The following is an 18,710-nucleotide window of genomic DNA, read 5'->3' on the forward strand; positions in this document are numbered from 1 at the left end:
TTTTCTATAATATATTAAAGGCTTAAATATTCAAATTTAAAAACAAAGATATATGTCAATAAAAAAACCGCCCAAAGGCGGCTTTTTATGAATGTTAAATATTAAAAAATTGTTTAATACTTAATTAGTATCCCAAATTAGCTTTGTACTCATTTTATCACCGCCTATTGAAGTAGATGCAGCTTGATAATTTGCTGTATTTAAGGTTTGTACTTGCGTTGGATAAAATATTCTATTTGGAACATCAGTTAATCCTGCAATTAAAGATGTAAAAGTATAACTAGTTTGACCAGTTGCAGAAGGAACATTTAAATTTGCTGTTTGGCCAGGTAATAGTAGTGTATTAGGATAGCCAGTTCTTCTGTATTCGGCCCAAGCTTCACTAGGCTGCATAAATAAAGCAATATATTTTTGAGTTAAGACATTCTGCTTGTTAGCTGCTGGTAAAGCTCCTACAAAAGCATCTATTTTAGCTTGCGTAATTCCCCATCTTTCCATAGAAGCTTCTACACCATTTATATAATTAGCTTGAGACCATCCATTCGCTTCTGCAAGTAAGAATTCCACTTCAGCATATTCCATAAATACCTCAGTGTATGCCGGTTTTAATACACTTGCACCAAAGAAGCTAGATACCCCTGCTTGACTTGGAGCTAAAGTACTTGGCACACCATAAGGCATACCGCTAATTTGACTTGCACTTGTAGCTTCTGTCATAGTCTGTCCTCTTATATTTCCAATTTTGACAGAAACTGGTGAAGCGTACTTAAATAGTCTTGGATCTTCTGTGAAACCACCTGTTTCACCTTTTAGTAATTGTACAAATGTTTTAGAAATAGCAAAATCTGATCTAGATTGATATGTCAAGAAAAAAGGAGAAGGATTGACTAAGTTATTTTCATAAGTTAAACCCACAGTATCATCATTTGAAGTCATAACTCCAGATGCAATAGCATCGGTAATATGAGCAGTCGCAGTGGGAATAACTCCTTTAACTCTTGTTGCTACTCTTAACCTAAGAGAATTGGCAAATTTTTTCATTTTTTCAGGATCACCGCCAAACAATTGATCACCTTCTGTCAAAATATTTTTGTCTAACTCAATCATCTCAGAAGCTTCCTTAAGCTCCTTCATTATATCTGCATAGATTTTTTGTTGACTAGCAAACTTAGGCTGAATATATTTATCAACGTCTAAAGCCTGAAAATCGGGATCTTGGTTTCCATATGACCAATACGGAATGTCACCAAAAGAATCTACCAAGTTGAGAAATACATATGACAACATAATTCTTGAAGCTGCAATCTGGTTTTTATTAGAACCATAATTTGACATCTGTGCAGCTGTAGCGGGATCTGTGTTAAGAGATATAATTTTTTTATAATCATTTGCTACATAATATGATCTCCTCCAAAGTTGATCATCAGTAGTTAGCCTATACTGATATCTGTCTTCTTCAGTATATTGTCTTTGAGCAGAATACTGCACCCAAGGAAGCATCATTCTTCCAGAGACCCAACCATCTCTAGTAAAATCCATATATTCTTTATTAGCATTATTAAATAATCCTGTAGGCAATGGATTTTCAGTTGAATTAGGATTTACGTCAATTTCTTCAAATTTATCTGAGCAGCTATTTGTAATAAGAAAAAATCCTGAAATTGTTAATATTGAAATTATTTTTTTCATTTTAATTAAAATTTAAAGTTTAAGTTAACACCATACATTCTTGTAGACGGAAGAGATCCTCCTTCTAACCCTTGTAAATTCCCCGAACCATACGATGTATTTTCAGGATCTACTCCTTTAAAATCTAAATTCCAAGCGAATAGATTTCTTGCAAATGCTGAAACTCTAAACCCTTGAAGAATACCTCCTAAAGCATCTTTAGGAAAATCGTATGATAGTGTAATATCTCTTAACTTAATGTAGCTTGCGTCAAAAACGTTTTGTGCATCAACAGTATTATAATACGAGCTACCCCATGTTGCAGCGTCTAATAAAATATCATTTGTTGTACCATCTTCTTTAACTCCAGCTAAAGTTACCCCTGCCTCTCTATTTCCTCCTAGAGCCGACTCTTCTAACATTCCTGAGTACATTCCCCACATATGAGTAGTTGAGAAATATTTACCCCCTTGTTGAACATCAATCAAGAAAGACAATCCTAAGTTTTTATACTTGAATGAGTTTCTGAATCCCATATTATATTCAGGCAATATAGATCCTAATGGTTTAATTTCAGATGCTTTATAGAAACCATTTTCGCCAACTACTTTATTTCCATTTGCATCATAAACAAAATCAGTTCCTAAAATCACACCATAAGAATAACCTACTTGAGCTGCCAATTGAGCTCTAAATGGAGCATTCGTAAGAATATAATTTTCAAGATTACCTTGTAATTCAACTAATTTATTCTTATTTTTTGTAAAATTCCAAGTTATATCCCATGAAAAATTATCTGTTCTCACAGGTGAGACATTTACCATTGCTTCAATACCTTTATTCGTCATTTCCCCGGCATTGATTTGTTTAAAGCCATAACCTGTACCAGGATCAAGTGGTAAAGGAATAATTAAATCGTTAGTTTTCACATCATATAAGGTTACATCAAAACCAACTCTATTTTTAAAAAAACTTGCCTCCAAACCAATTTCCTTTGTGGTTTTCATCTCTGGTTTAATTGCAGGCTCTCCATTTGTTGCAGGCATTGAGTACATTGGTGATCCAGCAAAAGGAGTATCTATTGAAGCGTAAGTACCTCTAATATATGGAGTAGCAGAATAACCAGCAATTTGAGACCAACCGGCTCTGACTTTTCCAAATGATAGCCAATTTGTTTTTAATACTTGCGAAAACACAAAACTTCCCGTAACAGATGGATAAAACTGGTCATTATTAATCATTGAAAACCAATCATTTCTTCCCGTTCCTTCTATGAATAAGAAATTCTTATAACCTAACGAAACCGATCCAAATAAACTTTTAACTCCTGTATGAAAAGATGCATTTGTAGCAAGAGCAGACTCTCTACTGTTAGACAAATTATAAAGACCTGGTATAACCAACCCACCAACTGAGTTACCACTTAAAGCATCCCATTTCCTATTCATAATATTAAATCCAGCAAATGTATTCAGGCTAAAATCACCAAAATTATCATTATAGTGAACTCTTCCCTCATAATTAAACTCAGAGTTATTTCTTTTTTGAAGATTATACTCAGATAAAGCAGCAGATCCTACAGCGACTTGCGAACTTATATTTTGAGAATAAACATCTCCATACACTTTACCAACTGCAAAAACTTTTTTAGAAAAATTATAAGTTAGACCTACATTACCAAAAAAGCGATTTCTCTCGTCGGCAGAAGTATTTTCATAAATTGTCCAATATGGGTTATCAGAGAAATTGGGTGTTCCATCATCCCATGACGTTCTGTTCCATGACCTCTGCATACCATTTGCCAATTTATATTTTTTCAATTCTTCAAAGTCTAACTGTCTTTGACCCCATTGATAAAATTTTTGTGCAACAGAATTATCACCATACCCTTGCTCTGGTCTATTAAAACCTTGAGTTCTTACATAATTAAAAACACCCTCAGCTTTTAATCTATCAGATAAAGTAGACGCAACATTTAAACTTAAATTATCTTTCTTAATTTCAGAATTAGGGACTATACCATTAATTTTCGTATTCGTATAAGATAACCTTACATTCGTATTTTCAAATGATTTTGATACAGAGAAATTATTTGTATAAGTTGTTCCTACTCTAAAAAAGTCATCAACATCATTTTTAGGAGCTACCCATTGTTTTAATTTCATATATTCATTTGAAAATTCCGGATCAAAAGAATTCCATCCTAAATAAAATAAATTGGGATCATATTTTGGTCCCCAGCTTTCATCGGTGCCAAAATCAGTAATATTATACGTTTGTCCATTAATATCTGCTTTTGGCAGTGAAGACTCTAGCCCACCTCCATACATGCTTTGGAGTTTAGGTCTTATGTAGATCGTTTCAAATGCGACGCCTGTATTAAACTGAATTTCGGTTCTACCTTTTTTAGCCGATTTTGTGGTATAAACAATTGCCCCATTTCCAGCACGAGAACCATATAGGGCTGCCGCAGGTCCTCCTTTAAGAACTGTTACAGTTTCAATATCATCTGGATTGATATCAAATGAAGCATCACCATAATCTCTACCTCCAGCTCCTCTTTGTGTATCAATACTATTTACGTTCGAATTATCTAAAGGAACTCCATCAACAATAATTAAAGGACGGTTTTCTCCTGTTACCGAGCTTATTCCTCTCATTGTAATTCTTGTTGAGCCTCCCATAGAAGATGGAGCTGTAACCTGAACCCCGGCGACATTACCAGACAATGCACTTACGGCATTAGTTTGCCCTGCATCAGATATCAAATCACCTTTAATCTCTTGAGAAGCATATCCCAGAGCTTTTTTCTCTCTTTTAATACCAAGTGCAGTTACCACTACCCCTTCGATTTCTTGTGTCTTTAAAGTATCTTTCTTCGTATCTTGCGCGTTTACAACAACAAGAGAAGAAGATAGTACTATTATCAGTACACCAGCTGTTAATTTCTTCATTTTAATATTAATTTTGCGTGAATAAATCTGTAAACTTTAAATAACAAACATAGAAACTGCGAAAAAATTATAATGTTATGGATAACAAGCTTATACTTTTGTAACTTTTTAATTTGAAAATGTTAAAATTTATGGAATTATTAAAGAAATGGTCAGATTTTTATATAGAAGCTGGATGTGACGAGGTAGGAAGGGGATGTTTAAGCGGGCCGGTGGTTGCTGCGGCTGTGATTCTTGACGAAAGTTTCGAACAAAATTTAGTAAATGATTCAAAAAAATTAAATTTCAAAACAAGAATGGAGCTCGATTTTTACATTAAAGACAATGTAAAAAGTTATGCAATTGCAGAACTGCCCCCAACTTTCATTGATGAGCATAACATCCTGAACGCCAGTATCCATGCCATGCATCAAGCTTTAGACAAATTAACAATACGTCCCGAACTCATTTTGGTCGATGGAAACAAATTCCACCCTTATAATTACATCCCTCATCAATGTATTATTAAAGGAGACTCAAAAATTTTATCTATTGCAGCGGCTTCAATTTTAGCAAAAAATTATCGTGACAATTTGATGATAAAACTACATGAAGAACACCCAGAATACGGATGGAATACCAACTTTGGTTATGCAACAAAAAAACACCAGGAAGCCCTAATAAAGTATGGTATAACGAAATACCACCGGCAATCTTTTAGATTAAAATATGATTAATTAATACACTCTGTGAATTATTATATTAAAAGTTTTAACATTTAAAATTTAAACTGATTCCAAATAAAAAAGAGAAGCAATAAATTGCTTCTCTTTTCCGTTATTGTAAGTTATTTCTTTTTACCTCTTGTCTGCTCTTGCGTTTTCTGCTGTTCCTGAGCCTTTTCCATCATCTCTCTCATTCGTTTCTGGAACTTGCCTTCCGCTTTCGGCTTCTCTTTATTAGCCTGAATCTGTGCGTGAATTTTCTTCTCATCCAATATTACATATTTGATGACTAAAATGATCAAAATATTAATCGCATTCGATACGAAATAATACCAAGATAAACCAGATGCTGAAGTGTTCAGGAAGAACAAGAATGTTATTGGGAAGATATACATCAATACTTTCATATTCGGCATACCTTCTTGCTGAGGCTGCTGCATATTTCCTGAAGTCATTACCGTATAAATTAAGATAACAATGGTACACGCAATTGCGAATACACTTAAATGGTCTCCTAAGAATGGAATTTTAAATGGCAATTTAATTAAATCATCATAAGCTGTTAAATCTTTTGCAAACCAGAATCCCTGCCCTCTCAAATCGATAAAGTTCGGGAAAAACCTGAATAATGCATAGAAAATAGGAATTTGCACCAAAGCGGGTAGACATCCAGCCATTTGGTTTACTCCCGCCTTTCGGTAGATCTCCATAGTTGCCTGTTGCTTTTTCATCGGATCCGCATCCTTGAATTTTGCAGTAGCTTCGTCGATCTCCGGACGTATTACTTTCATCATCGCACTCAGTTTATGTTGCTTATACATAATTGGCGACAAAATCAATTTAACAATGATGGTCATTAAGAAAATTACCCAACCTGCTGTGATTCCCCAAGATGCAATAAGATTGTACATTGGCATGAAGAAGTAACGGTTCATCCCTCCAATAAATGACCATCCTAAAGGCAAAATTTCGTCAAAGTTTTTATCGTAAGATTTAAGTAATGGTAAATCTAATGGCATGAAGTACCAGGTAAAATCCTGATTCAGTTCACTTCCTGTCATCTGAACAAAACCTTCGTAATTCAGTTTTTTCAGATATTCACCCTCTTCAAAAGCTTCCTGATTTCCTTTACTTTGCGTGAAACCATTTTTAGCTTCAATTACAGAAGAGAAAAACTGTTGTTTTACACCAATCCAGTTAAGAGTTTCTTTATCCTCAGTCATATCCGTTCTTCCGTCATAATCATAATCTTCATAATTATTAAACGCATAAGAAAATTCAGAATGAGACTGTTCCTGAGCTCTTCCTTTTTCCAGATTTCTCACTTGGTAGTCCCAAATAAAATCTGCTTTATTATCAGAAGTAATTTTTGCAAGCCCCTGCGTTCTTACTTTGAAATCAACTCTGTATTTATCTAGTAAAGTATAGACAAACTGAATCACCGCTCCATTATAATTAGCAGTCATCGTCACTGCATTTCCTGAAACAGTTGGCGAGAAAACTAAATCTTTAGTATTGATTGTTTTTCCGGTTTTATCTTTAAATTGAAAACCGTAGTTTGAATTATTTTTAGTAATCAGGTTAAGCGGAAGATCTGCTGTATCCGTCTTACGATCGTACGCTTTGTATTCCAAAAGTTCCACTTTTGAAACCTGGCCTCCTAAACTTGAAAATTCAAGCTTCAATTCTTTGTTCGTAAGATTTGCAGTTTGAATTGAATTCGGAGTTACATTGGGATTGATATTAGCTGCCTGAGTAGGTTTTACAGGGTTCTTTGCCTGTTCAGTTTTCTGTTGCTGAGCTTTTACTGCGTCTTCTTCCTGCTGTTTATTTTGAAAATAAAACATAAATCCGAAGAGTACCAAACATAAAACTGCAAAACTAATAATCTGACTTTTATCGAGTCCGTTGTTCTGTTGCATTTTATTTTAATTAAAATTTTTAAATTTGAATAAGTACAGCAATACCATACTTTTTGAGTCGACAAAAATACTGTTTTTTTATCAAAACTCTATACTATAATATGTTACTATATAATAAACTCAGACTGACAAAAATCAACCTGAGTTAAGATATTATATATGACGTTCGTAATTTTTAAATTACTTTATCTGTTTTTCACATGCTTTGATAAAAGCTCGGAATAAAGGATGCGGTGTAGCAACCGTACTTTTGTATTCCGGGTGATACTGTACTCCTACATAGAAAGGGTGATCTGGCATTTCTAAAGCTTCAACCAATCCAGTTTCAGGGTTTGTACCTGTTGCCAGGAAGCCGTTTTTCTCAAATTCCTGAATGTACTCACTGTTGAATTCATAACGGTGACGGTGTCTTTCAGAAATATTTTTACTTCCGTAAATTTCATTTAATTTGGAACCATTTTTCAAAGCACATTTCCAAGCTCCAAGACGCATCGTACCTCCTTTGTCTACTACATTTTTTTGCTCTTCCATTAATGAAATTACAGGATATTCTGTAGACGTATCAAATTCCATTGAGTTGGCTTTAGTGTATCCTAAAACATTTCTAGCAAATTCTACAGTCATAATCTGCATACCCAAACAAATCCCCAACATCGGAACTTTGTTTTCTCTGGCATACTGAGCAGTAAGGATTTTCCCTTCAATACCCCTGTCTCCAAAACCTGGAGCAATCAAGATACCACATACTCCTGCTAAAGTTTCTTTAATATTTTCTTTGGTTAAATCACCACTGTAAACCCATCTGATCTTTACTTCCGTTTCAATATCTGCACCTGCATGTTTGAAAGCCTCTGCAATTGAAATATAAGAATCCTGAAGCGAAATATATTTCCCAACCAGAGCAATCTCTACCGTTCTCTTTGGATTCTGGAATTTTTTAACGAAAGTTTTCCAGTCTTTTAAATCCGCTTCTTTATCACTTTTAAGATCCAGTCCTTTCAGAACTACATCGTCAAAGTTTTGTTTTTGTAGATACATTGGAACTTCGTAAATCGTTTCCAAATCTTTACACTCAATGACGTTATCCAAAGAAACGTTACAGAACTGAGCCAGTTTTGCTCTCTGATCTTTTGGAATTTTATGTTCGGTTCTGCAAACTAAAACATCCGCCATAATTCCGCTTTCCATCAGCTGACGGACAGAATGCTGAGAAGGTTTTGTCTTCAGCTCCCCACTAGAGGCCAGGTAAGGTAATAAAGTAAGGTGAATCACCATAGAATTTTTCTCACCCAATTCCCATTTCAACTGACGAACAGTTTCTATGTAAGGTAACGATTCAATATCACCTACAGTTCCACCGATCTCAGTAATGATGATATCGTAGTTCTGCTTAGAAAGAATTTTTATTCTTCGTTTGATTTCGTTGGTAATATGAGGAATTACCTGAACTGTTTTTCCAAGGAAATCTCCTTTTCTTTCTTTTTCGATAACAGTCTGGTAGATTTTCCCTGTGGTAACGTTGTTGTTTTGAGAAGTCGGAGCATCAAGGTAACGCTCGTAATGTCCTAAATCCAGATCCGTTTCAGCACCATCTTCAGTTACATAGCATTCTCCGTGTTCATAAGGGTTCAGCGTTCCCGGGTCGATATTGATGTAAGGATCAAGTTTTTGGATCGTTACATTAAATCCGCGTGATTTTAACAATAGTCCCAGAGAAGCAGAAACGATTCCCTTTCCCAAAGATGAAGTTACACCTCCTGTCACAAAGATGTACTTTGTATTCTTTTTACTCATTAGATTAGGTTTGTGCAAAGTTAGGGGAAAAACAAAAGCAAAGCAATTTTGTTGTGCTTTTAAATTGCAATAATTGATATGAAATAAAAAAAAATCGTCACCAAAGTAGGTGATTGCGGTTATACACGTCAACCCAACATAACAGAAAAGGTTTCCCAAAACTGAGAAACCTTCACCTAAACCAAATTATATATATGAAAATTATTATTTCACTAATTCAAAAAACAACACGACCTCAACATCTTTAGCAACACCTGCTCCTGTCGGATCATATTTAATGTTGTAATCTAAGCGGTTAACTGTAAATTTTGCCTGCAAACCTGCAACATCTTTCCCCTGTTGGTTTTTTGTCACTCCGCCGAAAGTTACCGGAATGCTAACGTCTTTGGTAATGTCTTTTACAGTCAGTTTACCTTTCAAAGTATAAGTATTGTTTTTTCCTTTTACTAAAGATGTACTTTCAAACTCCATAGCCGGGAATTTTTCAGCATCAAAGAAATCTGCACTTCTTAAATGCTTATCTCTTGGCTCAACCCCTGTATTGATAGATTGAGTTTGTACTGAAAATTTAAATTGAGCATTATCTAAACTAGCTCCCGGGCTTGAGACCGTTCCATCAAATTGATCAAATCTACCTTGCACAAAGCTGATTCCCATATGCTTGATACTAAAATTCACAGACGAATGCATTGGATCAACCGTCCAAGTAGATTGTGCGTAAGTGATCATGCTTACTAAAGCGAACACAAAACTTAATATTATTTTTTTCATTTCTTAATTATTTATACTGCAAATGTAAACACAGCTTCATTAAGAATCATTGACCTATGATAAGTTCTTGTTTCTGGATGAAATTATTTTTAAGTACAATAAATGAACAAAGAACATCAAAAGAAATACTACTCCTGAAATTCCATACATCATGATCATCAAAAGATTTTCATTTGTAGAATTTGAAAAATACAAGAATGGATTATTTCCTGAAATTATTAAGAAAAGCAAGTAAATGACTTCAAATAAAATCGCAATTCTCAATATCGATCGATAATTTTTTCTGAAAATAATCACTGTAACCAAGCCTATCGCTGTTATTACCGAACAAAAAATAAGAATAAAATAAGAATACATTCCAAAATCTCCACCAGGTAAACCTAAAAATTTCACAGCCCATTCCGTAAACTGAGAATGCAAAAGCGACATGACTACAAAAATCACCAAACTCAAAAAAATATTTCTCATAACTGTAAATTAAGCAAAAATTCGAAAGAAAATTTCAAAAAAAATCTTCAAATTCGCAGTATGGCAAAACTGAGAACAGCATATTTCTGTCAAAACTGCGGATCGCAGTACTCACAATGGATGGGACAGTGTAAAAACTGCGGGGAATGGAATACTTTGGTAGAAGAAATTGTAGAAAAAACTCCTCAAAAAAGTTTATCTCCTTCAAAAACCAAACAAAGCGTCATCAATATCATTGAAGTTGAAGCGATTGAAGAACCCCGAATCAAAACTCCTTCCGATGAACTCAACCGAGTTTTGGGAGGCGGAATTGTTTTGGGTTCGGTTACTTTAATTGGTGGTGAACCCGGAATTGGGAAATCTACCCTTCTCCTGCAACTTGCCTTGAAAATGAAGAAAAAAATCTTCTATGTTTCTGGGGAAGAAAGTGCCTCTCAGATTAAAATGAGAGCCGACCGATTGGCTGATGTGAAAAATCCGAACTGCTTTCTATACACCGAGACTTCTTTGGAAAAAATTCTTCATGAAGCTAAGAAACTCGAGCCTGATTTTGTTATTATAGATTCCATTCAGACTTTGCAGTCTCAACTGATTGAAAGTTCGCCAGGAACAGTCTCGCAAATACGTGAATGTTCCAATGAAATCATTAAATATGCTAAAGACTATAATGTTCCTGTTTTCTTAGTGGGTCACATTACCAAAGACGGACAAATTGCAGGACCAAAAGTTTTGGAGCACATGGTTGATGTGGTTTTAAATTTTGATGGGGACAGAAATCATCTATTCAGACTATTGAGAGCCAATAAAAACCGTTTCGGATCCACCGCAGAAATCGGAATTTACGAAATGGTTTCCCAAGGATTAAAGGAAATAAAAAATCCATCGGAGATTTTAATTACCAAAAAATTTGAAGAACTTTCAGGAAATTCTGTGGCGGTAACTTTAGAAGGAAACCGACCAATGCTTCTGGAAATTCAGGCTTTGGTCAGTACGGCAGTTTACGGAACTCCACAGAGAAGCTGTACCGGTTTTGATTCAAAAAGATTGAATATGCTGCTGGCAGTTTTAGAAAAAAGAGCTGGCTTCCAGCTAGGTGCAAAAGATGTTTTCCTAAATATTACCGGCGGAATTAAGACTGATGATCCAGCTTTGGATTTAGCAGTTGTCGCTTCTATTCTTTCATCAAATGAAGACATTGCTATTTCTGAGCATTTTTGTTTTGCAGGGGAAATTGGTCTGAGCGGAGAAATCCGTCCGATTGCACAGGCGGAACAGCGTATTACAGAGGCTGAAAAATTGGGTTACGAAAAGATTTTCATTTCAAATTTAAATAAACTTCCAAAGAAAAAATTCGGAATTAAAATTGAGGAAGTAAGCAAGGTTGAGGATTTTCATGAGCGATTATTTTAGTCTTAGGAAAATCTTAAATTTTAAAGGTTATTGTATATATTTGTTTTTCAATAACCTTCACCAACCTAAGTATGAAAACTCAAATAACCTGTCTTCTCATCTTTTGCGCTGCCCTGTTTACAGCTCAAAATAAGATTTTTCAAAACATGATTAATGATGAATTGCTCAATAATCAAGAAAAAGTAAGCACTCATCTTGCATCAACTTACCTCTCTACAGAATATTTCCAGCAGTCAGCATTTGATCTAAAATCTGATATAGAATTCGTTTTACCTAACAACAAGGTTATTAACGCTCAGTTCACAAAATCGTTTTTTTACAGCAATCAATCTGAATCTTCTGTTTACGCTGTTGCAAACGAGCCAGAATCAGAATTGGTTTTTTCAAAATCAGGAAATATTATTACCGGAATGTACTCTTCAAATTCCGGAGAAAAAATTATTTTTCATCAGACAACGAATACTATTTTTGCAGTTTCCATGGTTAGTGACTCGAAAATGATTGCTCAGGATTCTAAAAACGATTTTATTCTAAATGAATCAGCAATCAACCAGAAGGTAAACGCTAATATTTGTTTACAAGCTACGGCGGTTTGCCCTGCGACAACGATTGATGTTTTAGTTGTCTACACTTCAGCAGCAAGAATAGCCTGGGGAGGCGTTGCCCAAAGCAATTCTTTTATTGCCACAGCCATCACCAATTTCAATACGTCACTGATCAACTCAGGGATACCCAATATCACGATTAATTTAGTCTACTCTGGCGAAATATCCTATACAGAAACAGGCAACATCAGTACAGACCTCAGTAGATTAGCGTCAACAACTGATGGTTTTATGGATGACGTGCATACCTTAAGAACAACTTACGGTGCTGATCTATGTGGATTGATTACCTCTACTCCTACAAATACCTGTGGATTGGGATATCTCAATACTAATCCTACAAATTATTCGAACACCGCAGCATTTACCGTATCATTATTGAATTGTGCGGTTTCAAACTATACATTATCCCACGAAATGGGACATAATATGGGACTGAGACATGATTGGTATGTAGATACCGGCACAACGCCATGCAGTAATCAGCACGGCTATGTCAATCAAACTGCAGTTACTTTAGGGACATCAAGCACAACATCCCAAAGATGGCGTACAATGATGGCTTATAATAACCAATGTTCTGATAATGGCATCAATTGTCCGAAAGCTAACCGATGGGCAAACCCAGTTGTTAATTACAATTCGGAACCAACAGGTATTGCAATCGGAAATCCCGATCCTTCTAACGAAGCGTATGGTTTCGCACGTTTTGCATGTGTTGTCTCACAGTTTATGCCTACTTCAAATTTGGGAACTTTTGAAATTAAAAATAATGATGTAAAAGATTTTACGATTTTTCCTAATCCCGCAAAAGATGAAATCAATATCTGGATTAAAAATGACGAAAAGTATACCTTTAAAATCACCAATCCTTTAGGTCAAATTGTTTTAACATCCGATAAAAAAAGTATAAGCCTCAGTGGTTTACCTTCAGGAGAATATTTCCTGAGCATTTATACTGATAAAAATTCTTTGGTGGGAAGCAAAAAATTTATCATTAAATAACGATGAAAAAATACATTCTAATCGTTTTGTTATTTGTTAATTCACAGCTCATTCTTGCACAAAAACTATCCTTTGAAGATTTAACAAACACTTTTGAATTATCTTATGATGAACTGGTCATTAATTTAAAAACTAAAGGCTACGAGCTTTTCAGAAAAGATGTTTCATCGAACGGAAATGAAACTTCTTATACATTTAGACTTGCAAATAGGTTAAATGGTGCACCGAGCAGTCTATTATTTTTTAACATTTATAAATATGGTAAACGAGGTATTTTTTATAATTATCAACTTCAATATACCACAACAAGTTTGGAGGAATTTAAACAGTTTAAAACTTATCTGATCGATAAAAAATATAAAAAATCAGATGACAAAAAATACATTACTTATTCAAATGGAGATTATAGTGTAGAATTTGAAATAATAAAGATTACAAGTACATTAAATTCTTATAAAATCTCTATTACAAATTATACGATTGGGACGATTCTGTTGGAAATACTTGCCGATAAAATATTTAATCAGTAGAAACTTTAGTTAAAAATTTCTATCTTCGTTTATGAACTTTCTCGCCCATTCTTTTCTAGCTTTCAATGACGGACAAATTGTCGGGCAGTTTCTCGAAGATTTTATCCCAAACAGAGATCGGTATTCTTTCCCAAAAGACATCCGGGATGGCATCACCCTGCACAGAGCAGTGGATACATTTACCGATTCTCATCCAGCAATTCATGAAGCAAAAAAGGTTTTCAGTCCGCTTGTAAGGCTTTATGCAGGAGCGTTTGTAGATGTTTCTATGGATTATTTTGTCGCTAATGATTTGCAGTTAAATTCCTTAAGGGGCTGGAAAGACCATTCACTTAAAGTCTACCGTGTCCTCCACGAGAACTACGAGTTTCTACCAGACAATTTCAAATATATGCTCACGAGAATGGAGCAGGATAATTGGCTGTACAATTATCGTCATGATCAGAATATCAAATTCAGTATGAGAAATGTTTTGAATAAGGCCAAATATTTAAATGAAAACATCCCTGTGTATGAAGCATTCTTAGACAATAAAGATATTTTGCAAAAATGCTATGACGATTTTTTTCCCGATCTCTTGGCCCACGCAAAGGCAGAAAACGCATTACTCCAACTTCAAAAGTAAATTTTAAAACTGCTGAAACAAATACCTGTTCGGATAACTCAACTTTTCACTTTTACGGTTTCCGTTGACGATGATGTGCACCAGATTAATCTGATCATCGAATAAATTATACAAAAAACTCACAGCGGCCTCTACTTTTTTAGGACTGCTTACTGTTTCAGATTCTAGATACACATTTACAGACTCAGAATCCTCTTCATAACCTACATAAGTCACTTTCAAAAACCGGTTATCAACCTTTAATTTAAGGTATTCTTCACAATAATTTTTTAATGCTGTATTAATCTGTGTTTTAAATTTTTCATCATTAAAATGAAAAGATTTTCCGTATTTTTCTCCCAAACCATTTTCTAAATCATCTAGAAAAAATCGTCCTGTAATTTCAAATGTTTTTGACTTTGAATTATAATTGATTTCTACCGAACCAACATGGTAAGGGTGTTTTTCTCCGGTAAAAGAAAGTAATAATAAAAGCGGCAGTAAAAAAACAAAAAACCTTTTCATGTGTAAATATTTATTCTTCGTTGATCTTTAAATTCTGTTCCGAAATTAATCATTATTTTCGTAAACCTAATATTCATACCACAATGCAAGACTTTTTATTTTATTTGAAACTCGGTTGGGAACACATTATTTCGTTGGATGCGCTTGACCATCAGCTTTTCGTTTTGGCATTGATTGCAATGTACACGTTTAAAGAATGGAAAAAAATCTTAATTCTTATCACTGCATTTACAATAGGCCATTCGGTTACTTTGGCTTTAAGTATTCTAGACATCGTTAGACTTCCTTCAGATTGGGTTGAATTTTTAATTCCGCTCACTATTGTACTGACCGCTTTGGGAAATATTGTAATGAAAAATAAAAAACAGACACAGGATAAAACAAACTATTATTTAGCCTTATTTTTCGGATTGATTCACGGGCTTGGCTTTGCGAATACCGCAAGAGTAATGATTGCCAAAAGCCAGAGCATTGCCATACCTCTTTTAGGTTTTAATATAGGCTTGGAAATAGGACAAATTGTTATTGTTCTTGCCATACTTGTGGCTCTATTTATTTTACTTAATCTATTCAAAATCAACAAAAAAGACTGGGTTCTTTTTATATCATCAGGTGTTTTTGCATTAGCGTTAAAAATGACATTAGAAAGAATTCCTTTTTAGGCTTGAAACATTTTTAAGTTTTTAGCTACTTATTATTATATTTGATAATTCTTAAGTTTTTCTCATCTGAAATCGTCATACCTGAAAATATGGTACTGAAAAGTAAAGCGATTTCATTTGACCATTAAAATAAAATATCTTCTTATGAAACTAAAAGTAACTGCACTTTCGGTATTTATATATATGGGTTTATCAGCCCAAAATATTCAAAACAATCCGGGAAGTAACCACGGAAATAAATTTGAACAGTTAGGAACTATTCTTCCTACACCCAATGTCTACCGAACAGCTTCAGGATCTCCAGGGCATGCATATTGGCAAAACAGAGCCGATTACGACATTGCAGCTTATCTTGATGAAGACAAAAGAAATCTGAAAGGTTCTGAAACGGTAACTTATTACAACAATTCGCCTGACGAATTAGATTACATCTGGCTTCAACTGGACGAAAATCAACAATCAACAGTTAAAAAAGCAGATTTCGCATACTCTTCTACTCTTCCGAAATCTACTACCGATCAGCAGCTCAAAACTACAGATCTTCCTTCAAAAGATAACGGATACGGTGTGAATTTAGAAAAAGTAACAGACATTTCCGGAACACCGCTGAAATATACTGTCAACAAAACGATGATGCGTATCGACTTGCCAAAAGTCTTGAAAAAAGGAGAAAAATTTGTTTTTAAAATCGACTGGAACTATAACATTCCCAACAGAATGAAAATGGGCGGTCGTGGCGGTTATGAAAACTTCGCCGAAGACGGAAATGATGTGTATACAATTACCCAGTGGTTTCCGAGAATGTGCGTTTACAGTGATTTCCACGGTTGGCAAAATCATCAGTTTACGGGAAGAGGCGAATTTGCCTTAGTTTTCGGAAATTACAAGGTTTCTATGAATGTTCCTGCAGACTACATTATCGGCGGAACCGGAGAATGTAAAAATTACGATCAGGTTTTAACTCCTGAACAATTATCAAGATACAATAAATCGCAGACCTCAAACGAGCCTTTAGAAATCGTTACTTTAGATGAAGCTAAAAAAGCAGAAAAAAATCATTCAAAACAGAGAAAAACCTGGGTTTTTGAGGCTAAAGATGTAAGAGACTTTGCTTGGGCGGCTTCAAGAAAATTCGTTTGGGACGGAATGGGAGTTACGATTCCGGAAAACAACAACAAAGTAATGGCAATGAGTTTCTATCCAAAAGAAGCTTATGCTCTGTATAAAAAATACTCAACCAAAGCGGTTGCTCATACGATAAAAACATACTCAGAATTTACAATTCCTTATCCTTATCCGGTTGCACAATCTGTAGAGGCGGCAAACGGAATGGAATATCCGATGATCTGCTTCAATTTTGGAAGAACCGAAAAAGACGGAACCTATTCTGAAGGAACTAAAAATGGAATGATAGGCGTTGTCATTCACGAGGTTGGTCACAATTTCTTTCCAATGATCATTAATTCTGACGAAAGACAGTGGAGCTGGATGGATGAAGGTTTAAATACTTTCACAGAATATTTAACGGAAGAAAAATGGGACAATAAATTCCCTTCAAAACGTGGCCCGGCTTGGACGATCGTTGATTACATGAAGCTTCCGAAAGATCAGCTGGAGCCAATTATGAGCAACTCTGAAAACATTATTCAGTTTGGTCCAAATGCCTATTCTAAACCAGCGACAGGATTAAATATTCTTCGTGAGACGATTATGGGAAGAGAACTTTTCGACAAAGCATTTAAAACATATTCTAAAAGATGGGCATTTAAACATCCAGAACCTGCAGATCTATTCAGAACCATGGAAGATGCAAGCGGTGAAGATTTAGATTGGTTTTGGAGAGGTTGGTTTTACGGAACCGATCCTGTAGATATCGCAATTGTTAAAGTTACAATTGCTTCTCCAGATTTTGAAGCAAGTCCAAAACAGGCTACGGAAACGAAATATAAAATTGAAAAACCTCTGCAAAACGAGTTTGAAGACATTTCTAAAATCAGAAACAGAGAAGACAAAAGCATCGCTTTTGAAGTTGAAAAAGATAAAGATCTTCAGGATTTTTATTACAGATATGACAGAGGGCAGGAAAAAGTGGATGCCAATAAAGAATACACTTATAAATTTGATGGTACTGCAAACTTAGACAGCAAGGATAAAGAAAAATTCAAAAACATTACAGCATACCAGATTGACTTCAGTAACAAAGGAGGTTTGGTAATGCCTATTATTCTTGAATTCACATTCGAAGACGGAACGAAACTAAAAGACAAATCTTCTGCTCAGATCTGGAGACAAAACGAACAGAAAGTTTCCAAGACTTATTATTTCGATAAGAAGCTAAAATCAATTCAGCTTGATCCGCTGAAAGAAACGGCAGATATTGACACGTCAAATAATTTATGGAGCAACGACGGCAGCTCTTCTGAGACTTCCAAATTTCAAGTATTCAAACAGAAACAAGACGGACCTGTAAGAGGTGGCGGAACAGGAAAGGTGAATCCGATGCAGGCAGGTAAAAAATAAAATACTTATCATTAAAACTTACAAAATCGCTATTATTCAAAAGTAAAAAAAATGAATTTGGCGATTTTTTTTATCCTATAAAAGATTACGACAGGTCTTGTAATTAAATTCTAAAAGTTCACGAGCAATCGGCGAACTTTTTTTCTGCCAAAATTTCACATCTTCAGAAAAAATCTGCCAAAAATCCACTTCAAGACCGTTGGCACAGATTTAGAGAATTACATCACAGAAATAATTAAAAATTAAACATATTATGTCAGTAAACTTTAAACCCCTAGCAGACAGAGTGCTTATCGAGCCTATCGCTGCAGAAACTAAAACAGCTTCAGGTATTATTATCCCAGACACTGCAAAAGAAAAACCACAAGAAGGTACAGTAGTAGCAGTAGGTCCTGGTAAAGTAGACGAGCCTACCACTGTAAAAGTAGGTGACAAAGTTCTTTATGGAAAATATTCAGGTTCTGAATTAAAATTAGACGGAAAAGATTTCTTAATCGTAAAAGAAGGAGATTTATTGGGTGTAATTGGATAAGATTCCAGACACAGGACATCAGATCTCAGACTATTC

General features: G+C 34.9%; 15 protein-coding genes. 8 read left to right on the plus strand and 7 right to left on the minus strand.

Annotated features, from left to right (window positions below; genetic code table 11):
• Positions 1–120: 120 nt before the first annotated feature.
• Positions 121–1,689 carry a SusD/RagB family nutrient-binding outer membrane lipoprotein gene (locus tag AR685_RS13540; protein ID WP_047444760.1) on the minus strand — a complete coding sequence of 523 codons (1,569 nt, stop codon included), beginning with the start codon at positions 1,687–1,689 and terminating at the stop codon, positions 121–123.
• 5 nt (positions 1,690–1,694) lie between these two features.
• Positions 1,695–4,622: a SusC/RagA family TonB-linked outer membrane protein gene (locus AR685_RS13545; RefSeq protein ID WP_059124900.1), complete on the minus strand. Its 2,928-nt coding sequence runs from the start codon at positions 4,620–4,622 to the stop codon at positions 1,695–1,697.
• A gap of 131 nt (positions 4,623–4,753) precedes the next feature.
• On the opposite strand from AR685_RS13545, the gene AR685_RS13550 reads away from it, so the two are divergent.
• Positions 4,754–5,338, plus strand: coding sequence for a ribonuclease HII (locus AR685_RS13550; RefSeq protein WP_047445238.1), 585 nt, complete (start codon positions 4,754–4,756; stop codon positions 5,336–5,338).
• Between the two features lie 110 nt (positions 5,339–5,448).
• Here AR685_RS13550 and yidC read toward each other — a convergent pair whose 3' ends face one another.
• The 4 genes from yidC to AR685_RS13570 form a co-directional block, all read right to left on the minus strand.
• The gene (gene yidC, locus AR685_RS13555; protein ID WP_059124901.1) at positions 5,449–7,248 is read right to left on the minus strand and encodes a membrane protein insertase YidC; all 1,800 of its coding nucleotides are present in this window, start codon (positions 7,246–7,248) and stop codon (positions 5,449–5,451) included.
• Positions 7,249–7,428: 180 nt separating this feature from the next.
• Positions 7,429–9,042, minus strand: a complete 1,614-nt coding sequence (locus AR685_RS13560) for a CTP synthase (protein ID WP_047444766.1) — start codon at positions 9,040–9,042, stop codon at positions 7,429–7,431.
• 204 nt (positions 9,043–9,246) lie between these two features.
• Complete coding sequence (locus AR685_RS13565; RefSeq protein ID WP_059124902.1) at positions 9,247–9,813, minus strand: YceI family protein; 567 nt, start codon at positions 9,811–9,813, stop codon at positions 9,247–9,249.
• A gap of 54 nt (positions 9,814–9,867) precedes the next feature.
• Positions 9,868–10,281: a hypothetical protein gene (locus AR685_RS13570; protein WP_131777631.1), complete on the minus strand. Its 414-nt coding sequence runs from the start codon at positions 10,279–10,281 to the stop codon at positions 9,868–9,870.
• Positions 10,282–10,341: 60 nt separating this feature from the next.
• On the opposite strand from AR685_RS13570, the gene radA reads away from it, so the two are divergent.
• The 4 genes from radA to AR685_RS13590 all read left to right on the plus strand — a co-directional run bounded on the left by radA (position 10,342) and on the right by AR685_RS13590 (position 14,456).
• Positions 10,342–11,691 (plus strand): DNA repair protein RadA, encoded by a 1,350-nt coding sequence (gene radA / locus AR685_RS13575; RefSeq protein WP_047445240.1) that lies wholly within the window; start codon positions 10,342–10,344, stop codon positions 11,689–11,691.
• 71 nt (positions 11,692–11,762) lie between these two features.
• Positions 11,763–13,301 (plus strand): zinc-dependent metalloprotease, encoded by a 1,539-nt coding sequence (locus tag AR685_RS13580; protein ID WP_059124904.1) that lies wholly within the window; start codon positions 11,763–11,765, stop codon positions 13,299–13,301.
• 2 nt (positions 13,302–13,303) lie between these two features.
• On the plus strand, positions 13,304–13,831 hold the full coding sequence (locus AR685_RS13585; RefSeq protein WP_047444774.1) for a hypothetical protein: 528 nt from the start codon (positions 13,304–13,306) through the stop codon (positions 13,829–13,831).
• A gap of 31 nt (positions 13,832–13,862) precedes the next feature.
• Positions 13,863–14,456, plus strand: a complete 594-nt coding sequence (locus AR685_RS13590) for an ACP phosphodiesterase (protein WP_047444776.1) — start codon at positions 13,863–13,865, stop codon at positions 14,454–14,456.
• 3 nt (positions 14,457–14,459) lie between these two features.
• On the opposite strand, the gene AR685_RS13595 is transcribed toward AR685_RS13590, so the two are convergent.
• Positions 14,460–14,960 carry a DUF6702 family protein gene (locus tag AR685_RS13595; protein WP_047444777.1) on the minus strand — a complete coding sequence of 167 codons (501 nt, stop codon included), beginning with the start codon at positions 14,958–14,960 and terminating at the stop codon, positions 14,460–14,462.
• Positions 14,961–15,043: 83 nt separating this feature from the next.
• On the opposite strand from AR685_RS13595, the gene AR685_RS13600 reads away from it, so the two are divergent.
• The 3 genes from AR685_RS13600 (at position 15,044) to groES (ending at position 18,674) form a co-directional block, all read left to right on the plus strand.
• Positions 15,044–15,622: a HupE/UreJ family protein gene (locus tag AR685_RS13600; RefSeq protein WP_059124905.1), complete on the plus strand. Its 579-nt coding sequence runs from the start codon at positions 15,044–15,046 to the stop codon at positions 15,620–15,622.
• Between the two features lie 144 nt (positions 15,623–15,766).
• Complete coding sequence (locus AR685_RS13605) at positions 15,767–18,142, plus strand: M1 family aminopeptidase (RefSeq protein WP_059124906.1); 2,376 nt, start codon at positions 15,767–15,769, stop codon at positions 18,140–18,142.
• 253 nt (positions 18,143–18,395) lie between these two features.
• Entirely contained in the window at positions 18,396–18,674 is a 279-nt protein-coding gene (gene groES / locus AR685_RS13610) for a co-chaperone GroES (RefSeq protein WP_047444781.1), read from the plus strand.
• The last annotated feature ends 36 nt before the right edge of the window (positions 18,675–18,710 follow it).

Origin of the sequence: Chryseobacterium sp. JAH, assembly GCF_001507335.1 — a bacterium.
Classification (GTDB): Bacteria; Bacteroidota; Bacteroidia; order Flavobacteriales; family Weeksellaceae; genus Chryseobacterium.